A 6,737-nucleotide genomic window follows, 5' to 3' on the forward strand; every position below is an offset into this window, starting at 1 on the left:
GAGCCAGGCGCCCACCGCGCGGGCCTGGCCGACCCCGGCCTCCGACAGCGGGGTGTCGGCGTCGCGGTAGTCCAGGTCGAGGCGGTGGGCGCCGGCGGCGCGGGCTCGGTCGTCGGCGACGTTGCCGATGCTCTGTCCGTGGCGGATCAGCTGGAGCCGCGCGAGTTCTGTCACGGCTGGAGGACCACCTTCACCGCGCCGTCCTGCTTCTTCTGGAACATCTCGTACGCGCGCGGGGCGTCGGCCAGCGGCAGCCGGTGGGTGGCGAAGTCGTCGACGCCCAGGGGATCCTCGTCGGTGAGCAGCGGCATGATGTCGGGCACCCACCGCTTGACGTTGGCCTGGCCCATCTTCAGCGTGATCTGCTTGTCGAACAGCGTCAGCATGGGCAGGGGATCGGCGCTGCCGCCGTACACGCCGGAGAGCGAGATGGTCCCGCCGCGGCGCACGATGTCGATCGCCGAGTAGAACGCGTCGAGCCGGTCGACGCCGGCGTTCTCCATCACCTTCTTGCCGAGGAACTTGGGCAGCATCCCCACGGCCGCGTGTGCGGCACTGGCGGCCGGGGAACCGTGCGCCTCCATGCCCACGGCGTCCACCACCGAGTCCGGGCCGCGGCCGTCGGTCATGTCGCGGATGACGTCGCCCAGCTCTCCGGGAACGTCGGTCGGGTCGATCACCTCGACGCCGCGGTGTGCCTGGCGTGCGCGTCGCTCCGCGACGGGATCGACGCCGATGACGCGGTGTCCGTGGTGGGCGGCGATCCGGGCCGCCATGTCTCCGATGGGACCGAGTCCCAACACGACGACCGTCCCGCCGTCGGGAATCTCGGCGTAGTCCACCGCCTGCCACGCGGTGGGCAGGACGTCCGAGAGGTAGAGGTAGCGGTCGTCGGCGTGCTCGTGCGGCACCTTGATGGTCGTGTTCTGCGCCTGCGGGACCCGCAGGTACTCGGCCTGGCCGCCGGAAACGCTGCCGTACAACTCGGAGTACCCGAACAGCATCGCACCCATGCCCTGATCACGGACCTGGGTGGTCTCGCACTGGGTGTTCAGTCCCTTGTCGCACATGTAGCAGTGCCCGCACGAGATCTGGAACGGCATGACCACGCGGTCGCCGGGCTTGAGGCCGGTCACCTCGGCGCCGACCTCCTCGACGATCCCCATGGGTTCGTGGCCGAGGATGTCGCCCTCGTGCATGAACGGCCCGAGGACCTCGTACAGATGCAGGTCGGAACCGCAGATGTTGGTGCTGGTGATCTTGACGATCGCGTCGGTGGGTTCCTGAATCCTGGGATCGGGGACGTCCTCGACGCGGACGTCGCGCTTGCCGTGCCAGGTGACTGCCTTCATGTTCGGGCTCCTCCCTCGGGTCGTGCTATGCGCCTTCGCGCATATTCCCGACCGTAGTAACGACGCCGACGGCCCGCATCCGGTGGACGCGCCCCGCGGCGCGCACGCGAGGCGCAGCTGGTCGCGGCCTCAGTCCAGAACGCGCAGGACGCCGGAGTGCGTCGTCACCTGGTCGGTGAAGGTCGTGACCACCACCTGGCGCAGCACCGTCGCGCCGCCGTCGTGCCACACGGTGGCGATGGTCGACGCGGTGAGCTCGTGAGGGCCCACGCGGAACTCGCCGAGGGTGTCCGAGACCAGTCGACCCCGGTCGTCCACCACCCTGTCGGTGGCCCGCACCCGCCAGCGTTCGAGCGTCGCAGCCGTGTCGTCGAGCCGGTCCAGCAGCGTTCCGAGGTCGATCGCGGGACTGATCCGCGCGAGCGAGAGGACAACGGTCGGTTGGAATCCTTGGCGGTACAACCCGGGATGTGCCCAGATCGCGACGTTGCCCACCGGCACGGCCTGTTCGACCAGTCGCCAGCCGGCACCCGGGTCGAGCCCGGCGAGTGAGGCGTCATCCAGCGGCTCGAGGACGCGGTCACCGGCCTCGAGGAACTCTGCGAGCGTCGTCATGGCGTGTCCTTGTCGTCGGCGCGGACGATTTCGCCCGTGGACCGATCCCAACGATCGCCGACGCGCATCGTCCGACGCGTGTTCCAGTCCGGACCCACGAAGAACTCGGCGCACTCGGGAGTGTCCAGCAGTGGCCGGAGCCCGGGGTTCTCCACGAGGAGGTAGATGGCGTTGATAAGCGTGTTCGGCTCGATCTTGTAACCGGAGCAGTCCACGCCGATCACGTCCTGATCGTCGATGCGGAAGAGCATGGTCTTCCTTCTGGTCTCCACTCCTTCGCGAACGAACATCTGGACCCCCGCGCGGAGATTGCGGTGGGAGGGCCGGTGAATCTCGCCGGGGCCCCCGTTCTTGATGTTGGCGTCGCACACGGATCGGAGTGCGGTGACGGAGTCCCACGGGATGGCGGCCTGGAAGTACCCGCGCGTGTAGTGCAGCGCCCCGGGTGTGAAGACGAGCGCGCGACGGTGACCTCCGGCGACGAGGGACCAGCCGACCAAGGCGATGCCCGCCCACCCGATCGCCAGGGCCACGTAGGCCGAGACCTGAGACCAGAGGTTGTCGTAGTCGGGATCGGAGAACCAGCGGATCAGCATCCATGAGCCCAGCGCGATCCCGACCACGAAGGGAATGTGGAGGCGCCAGTGCCCGTATGCGGGAATCGGTGTTCGGGGTTCATCGATCCGGGGTGGAGTCCTGAGGTGGACGAAACCTGTGACGGTCGGAACGAGCACGGCGACCATCGCACTGGACCCAAGATACGCGAGCTCCACGAGGTCGGGCCGCTCGGAGTACGCGGCGCGCACCGGGTCGATGACACCCAGAAACCACCAGACGTCGATCGACGTGGCAGCCCATACGACCTGCCCGGCGTACCAACACAGGGCCGCGAACGCCAGCAGCCACCGAGGGTTCTGGGCGACGCGGTAGGTCCACTCGATGGTCCGGGCGGCAGAGTCCGGTGCCGGTTGGGACATCACCCTCACCCGCCTTGCCGCTGGTCGTCGAATCGGTCGCGGACGTGCGCGGACGCCCTGGCGCTCGCAAACGTGCCGAGGACGATGCCCCCGAGTACGCCGGCCACCGTCCCCGCGCCGGGAACGATGCTTCCGGCCACGCCACCCGCTACGGCGGAACCGACGATGCTCGCCGCGAGCCCCGCTCCGAGACCGGCGCCCTCGGCGGCGAGCGTCTCCGTCAACGGCTCGTCCTCCGGCGCGCCGTACACCCCGGCCACGAAGCTCAGCGCCGACCCGAACGGGCCGAGCCCCTTGGCGACGACTCGGGTGCTGCGCAGTCCGTCGTCGCCGGCCGCGATCGCGGCGGCCAGTGGTTCCGTCATCACCGAGTTCACCACGCCCACGGTGATCGTCTTGGCGTCGACGTTGTTGCTGTGGTCGGCGATGGTCTCATAGAGGCGGGTGAGCGTGTCCGCAGTCTCGACGTCCAGAGAGTCGATCGCACGGAGCGCGTCCTTGATGGTCACTTCGAGCTCTCGGAGTTCTCGCGATCGGGTCGCCTCCATGTCGGGAGGACACACCACGCTTCCGTCCTCCGCGAGGGTCGCCCCCTGTCGGAGTACCGCCTCGACGCCCGCCCTCAGCCGATCCCGGTGGATGGCGACGGATCGAGCGAACGACGACAGGGGATTCGCGGTGCTGCGCAGGTCGTCGCCGAGTGCGAATGTGCGCCGACGCAGATCCTGAACCGATGAGCGCGCCGCGTCGACGGACTGACCCTCCATCCCGTCCAGCACCCGCTCCGCATCGTCGCGCAGGCGGGCCGCGACGTCATTCGTCACGGTGATTCCCGCGCGGACCGCGCTGAGGCGCGATTCGGCGTCGTCCACCTGCCACGCTAGTGCGTCGCTGACTCGTATCGGCACCGGTTCACCTCCCGCCGAACATCGCGGCGTTGTGGCCGTCCGCCGTGACGATGACCCCGGTAGCGGTCCGGAGGCGGCCCGCCTCCTCCAACAGGTCGGAGCTCAGCCTGTCGGCCGACTGACTCAGCCGCGCGCCGAGCGTGCTCGCGATAGCCGCGACCCTGCTGCCCCTCAGAACATTCGCCAGCGTGGAGAGGTCGCCCTCCGGGGTGATCCCGCCGATCTGGTCGCCGAATCCGTCCACGCGCCGGGCGAGATTCGTCAGTTCCGCCGGCGTGACATCGAGAGGCCCGGTCATCGTCGCCCCACCGTGGGTTCGACCACCGGCCGCGCCGATTCCCCCTGACGGGCCCGCGTATCCCGGTGGAAGCGGCCTGGTGCTGTGGTGGCGCTCGTCGTCGTCGTACTCATACCTGCGTTCTCATCTCCGCCTCGCTGGTCGTGGTGACGTCTCTGTTGCTGTCGGTGTCGCTGTTGCTGCGGTTCTGTGCGACCTATCCGTGCACCCTGTTTCCGTGCACCCTGTTCGACGCGCGGGATCGCCGGTTCGGTTCCACGCCTGCGCGGACGCGAAAACGAAGTGTCGCCGCTTCACCGTGGATAAAGTGATCGTCATTCAGGCGGGAGTGGCCGGTTACACGGCCCTGGCGACGGTGGTGGACATGACGAGATCGCCCGGGAACGGCTGGGACACCGATGACTGGCGATACGCGCCGTTCAACGACACCCGGGAGCCGCGTCGGAACACCGCGGTATGGATCCTGGGCGGGATCGTCGTGGTACTGCTCCTCGTGCTCGCAGCGGGGGTCGGCTACCTGGTCGCGGCGCGGGACGATCAGCCCGCCGCTGCACCCGGCGCGACTCCCATCGCTGCTTCCGTGGCGACGGAGAGTCCGGTCGTCCCGTCGACGGAGGCCCCCAGCTCGCCGCTCGCGCCGACTCCACAGGCGGCGCCGGTGGCACCGGGGGCGTCGGCCGCGCCGGAACCCGCCGTGACCGTCGGTGATCTGGGACTCGACACGCCCATGTCTCGACCGGCGTGTGACGGCCGGGGGATCGTCGTCCTCTATTCGGCGGTCACCCCGGGCGCGTACGCCCAGGAGATCGCCTCGGCCTTGGCCAGGTATCCGGGAGCGTCCTACCTACGCACGGACATGGCGTGCCCGTCACTGCGGCCGCGCGACGAGAACGGCAACGTCATCTACGCGGTCTATCGGGCGTCGGGTTACACCCGGCAGGAACTGTGCGCGGATGTCCGCGCGGCGGGGCCCCCGGCCTACGGTCGGTGGCTGGACATCACCAGCGATCCGTCTGTTCTCGTCACCTGCTGACGCCGGCGTGGTGCGCCGACGCCGGGATCACCGGAGGATGAGCGGGATGTGTTGCTCCGCCGCGGTGTTGGCGCCGTGGTGGCCCAGGAGGGACGACTCCATCGGCTCGTGCTCCGACCGCGAGAGGATGACGCCGCCGCTCGCGATGGCGATGACATCACCGAGCCGGTCGGCGTAGGTGCGATCGGGGCCGAAGAGACGCTCGTCAAAGGCCTGCTCGCGGCTGATCACGCGGGCGTGACCGGCCAGTTCGGCTCGCCACGCGTGGAGGACGTCGTCCGCTGCGCCCGGGCGGGCGTACGCGTGACGGACGCGAGCTTCGCCGGCGACGATCTCGACATCGGCGAGGAGTGCGGGCGTGTGGTCGATATCGACGACGGTCTCGGCGTTGACCATTCCGTGGTCCGCGGTGACGATGAGTCTGCAGTCGCGGGGGAGATCGGTGGCGAGGTCGGCGATGAAGGCGTCGACAGCGCGGAGCGACTCCAGCCACTCCGGAGAGCCGGGGCCGTGGATGTGTCCGATGAGGTCGAGGTCGCCGTAGTACGCGTAGACGAAGCGCCTGGATCGCGAGGGGCGGCCCACAGCGTCGATCACTCCCTGCTTCACCTCGTCGAGGGAGACAGCAGAGCGAAAGTCCCCGTCCGCCCGGAAGGCCGCCCGGGTCAGTCCTGATTCGCGGAACTCCTCACGCATCACGTAGGTGACGTCGATGCCGTCTGAGGCGAGATGTTCGAGCAGGCTCGACCGTTGCTGGATTCTCCGCGGTGGGAAGCGATCCATCGCCGACGGCCCGCCCGCCGAGTCGAGGGTCCAGCGCAACGGATTGAACGAGACGGCGGTGTTGTCGGCGTCGTCCGAGATTCGGAAGCTGTACCCCACAATCCCATGCTTGGAACACGGAGCGCCTACGGCGAGGCTCGTCAGGCTGGTCGCGGTCGTCGCCGGGAAGCCCGCGGAGATCATCCGGGAGGACATGGCGGCGAGAGTCGGGGCGTCGGTGGCGTACCGACGGATCAGCTCGGCGCCGAGGCCGTCGACGAGGACCAGGACTGCGTCGTGAGCCGGTGCGATCCCGAGCGGGTTGTGGTGGCCGGAGCCCAGCGACGCAGCGACAGACGGCATGACATCGGCCAGTGAATGGGCGGAGGGCTCGATCGGGATCTCTGTCATGACTTCACCATCCCTCATCCGCCGCTGGTGAGGGCGGTAACCGGCGGCTCACCCGCCGTGGCGACTGCCTCAGAAGGGTGGTGGTGGTTGGAGGAGTTCGTCGAGGTGCTCGTGGAGGGCGTGGAGGATGGCTTTTTCCAGGGTGCTGTCGGTGGGTTTGTTGCGTTGCCACCAGCGGCTGGCCGCGGCGGGGGTCATGCGCTCACGCGATCCCGAGTCCGGCGTCGCGTTCGCGTCCGGGGTGGTGTTGGCGGTGGATTCGGGTGCGGGTGCGCTGCCGGTGGGCGTCTCCGCGGTCTCAGGTGGCGGCGAGGTCGCGGCGCGGGCCTCGGTGGCGTTGCGGGCGGCGGTGCGGGCGCGTTCGCGGGCCAGGCGTTGGGC

At 69.2% G+C, this 6,737-nt stretch carries 7 protein-coding genes and 1 pseudogene; 1 reads left to right on the plus strand and 7 read right to left on the minus strand.

The window, feature by feature from the left end; translation table 11 throughout:
* Window positions 1-170 precede the first annotated feature (170 nt).
* From HMPREF3086_RS15025 to HMPREF3086_RS15045, 5 genes are all read right to left on the minus strand, one after another.
* Window positions 171-1,352, minus strand: a complete 1,182-nt coding sequence (locus tag HMPREF3086_RS15025) for a zinc-dependent alcohol dehydrogenase (protein ID WP_061916425.1) — start codon at window positions 1,350-1,352, stop codon at window positions 171-173.
* A gap of 129 nt (window positions 1,353-1,481) precedes the next feature.
* The gene (locus tag HMPREF3086_RS15030) at window positions 1,482-1,967 is read right to left on the minus strand and encodes a hypothetical protein (protein WP_061916422.1); all 486 of its coding nucleotides are present in this window, start codon (window positions 1,965-1,967) and stop codon (window positions 1,482-1,484) included.
* Window positions 1,964-2,944, minus strand: coding sequence for a hypothetical protein (locus tag HMPREF3086_RS15035; protein WP_141764116.1), 981 nt, complete (start codon window positions 2,942-2,944; stop codon window positions 1,964-1,966). The genes HMPREF3086_RS15030 and HMPREF3086_RS15035 overlap by 4 nt, the downstream gene beginning before the upstream one ends.
* Window positions 2,945-2,949: 5 nt before the next feature.
* A complete protein-coding gene (locus tag HMPREF3086_RS15040) occupies window positions 2,950-3,768 on the minus strand; it encodes a hypothetical protein (protein WP_141764117.1) in 819 nt (272 codons plus the stop codon).
* Between the two features lie 88 nt (window positions 3,769-3,856).
* Window positions 3,857-4,150, minus strand: a complete 294-nt coding sequence (locus HMPREF3086_RS15045; protein WP_061229139.1) for a hypothetical protein — start codon at window positions 4,148-4,150, stop codon at window positions 3,857-3,859.
* Between the two features lie 307 nt (window positions 4,151-4,457).
* Here HMPREF3086_RS15045 and HMPREF3086_RS15050 point away from each other — a divergent pair, with 307 nt between their 5' ends.
* Window positions 4,458-5,183: a serine/threonine protein kinase gene (locus tag HMPREF3086_RS15050; protein ID WP_232303116.1), complete on the plus strand. Its 726-nt coding sequence runs from the start codon at window positions 4,458-4,460 to the stop codon at window positions 5,181-5,183.
* A gap of 27 nt (window positions 5,184-5,210) precedes the next feature.
* On the opposite strand, the gene HMPREF3086_RS15055 is transcribed toward HMPREF3086_RS15050, so the two are convergent.
* Together HMPREF3086_RS15055 and HMPREF3086_RS15060 are read right to left on the minus strand one after the other, a co-directional pair.
* Window positions 5,211-6,356: an alkaline phosphatase family protein gene (locus HMPREF3086_RS15055; RefSeq protein WP_061229140.1), complete on the minus strand. Its 1,146-nt coding sequence runs from the start codon at window positions 6,354-6,356 to the stop codon at window positions 5,211-5,213.
* Between the two features lie 69 nt (window positions 6,357-6,425).
* A pseudogene (locus tag HMPREF3086_RS15060) lies at window positions 6,426-6,737 on the minus strand (HNH endonuclease); the annotation flags it as partial.

This window comes from Dietzia sp. HMSC21D01, assembly GCF_001815995.1.
Classification (GTDB): Bacteria; Actinomycetota; Actinomycetes; order Mycobacteriales; family Mycobacteriaceae; genus Dietzia; species Dietzia cinnamea.

What these genes read in the sequence shown, in the direction of transcription:
- HMPREF3086_RS15025 (WP_061916425.1), bottom strand. Translation starts at nt 1,352, where the DNA reads ATGAAGGCAGTCACCTGGCACGGCAAGCGCGACGTCCGCGTCGAGGAC.
- HMPREF3086_RS15035 (WP_141764116.1), bottom strand. Translation starts at nt 2,944, where the DNA reads ATGTCCCAACCGGCACCGGACTCTGCCGCCCGGACCATCGAGTGGACC.
- HMPREF3086_RS15055 (WP_061229140.1), bottom strand. Translation starts at nt 6,356, where the DNA reads ATGACAGAGATCCCGATCGAGCCCTCCGCCCATTCACTGGCCGATGTC.
- HMPREF3086_RS15045 (WP_061229139.1), bottom strand. Translation starts at nt 4,150, where the DNA reads ATGACCGGGCCTCTCGATGTCACGCCGGCGGAACTGACGAATCTCGCC.
- HMPREF3086_RS15030 (WP_061916422.1), bottom strand. Translation starts at nt 1,967, where the DNA reads ATGACGACGCTCGCAGAGTTCCTCGAGGCCGGTGACCGCGTCCTCGAG.